This window comes from Paenibacillus vini, assembly GCF_018403325.1.
Taxonomy (GTDB): domain Bacteria; phylum Bacillota; class Bacilli; order Paenibacillales; family Paenibacillaceae; genus Fontibacillus; species Fontibacillus vini.
Genome location: NZ_BOSL01000093.1, coordinates 1 through 236, shown reverse-complemented (window position 1 = coordinate 236; position 236 = coordinate 1). Strand labels below are relative to the sequence as shown.

Annotated in this window: 1 rRNA gene; it reads right to left on the bottom strand. The window is 52.5% G+C overall.

Annotation, left to right across the window (positions count from 1 at the left end):
• Positions 1-30: 30 nt before the first annotated feature.
• Positions 31-236: ribosomal RNA gene (locus KJS57_RS26305) — 23S ribosomal RNA — on the bottom strand; the annotation flags it as partial.

Genomic DNA, 236 nt, shown 5'->3' with positions numbered 1-236 from the left:
GTCAGCCTGACGCCACTTTTTGGAGTTGTTTTGGATAAGCCCTCGACCGATTAGTACCTGTCAGCTCCATACATTGCTGCACTTCCACCTCAGGCCTATCAACCTCGTAGTCTTCAAGGGGTCTTACGAATTGGGAAATCTCATCTTGAGGGGGGCTTCACGCTTAGATGCTTTCAGCGCTTATCCCGTCCGCACGTAGCTACCCAGCTATGCTCCTGGCGGAACAACTGGTGCAC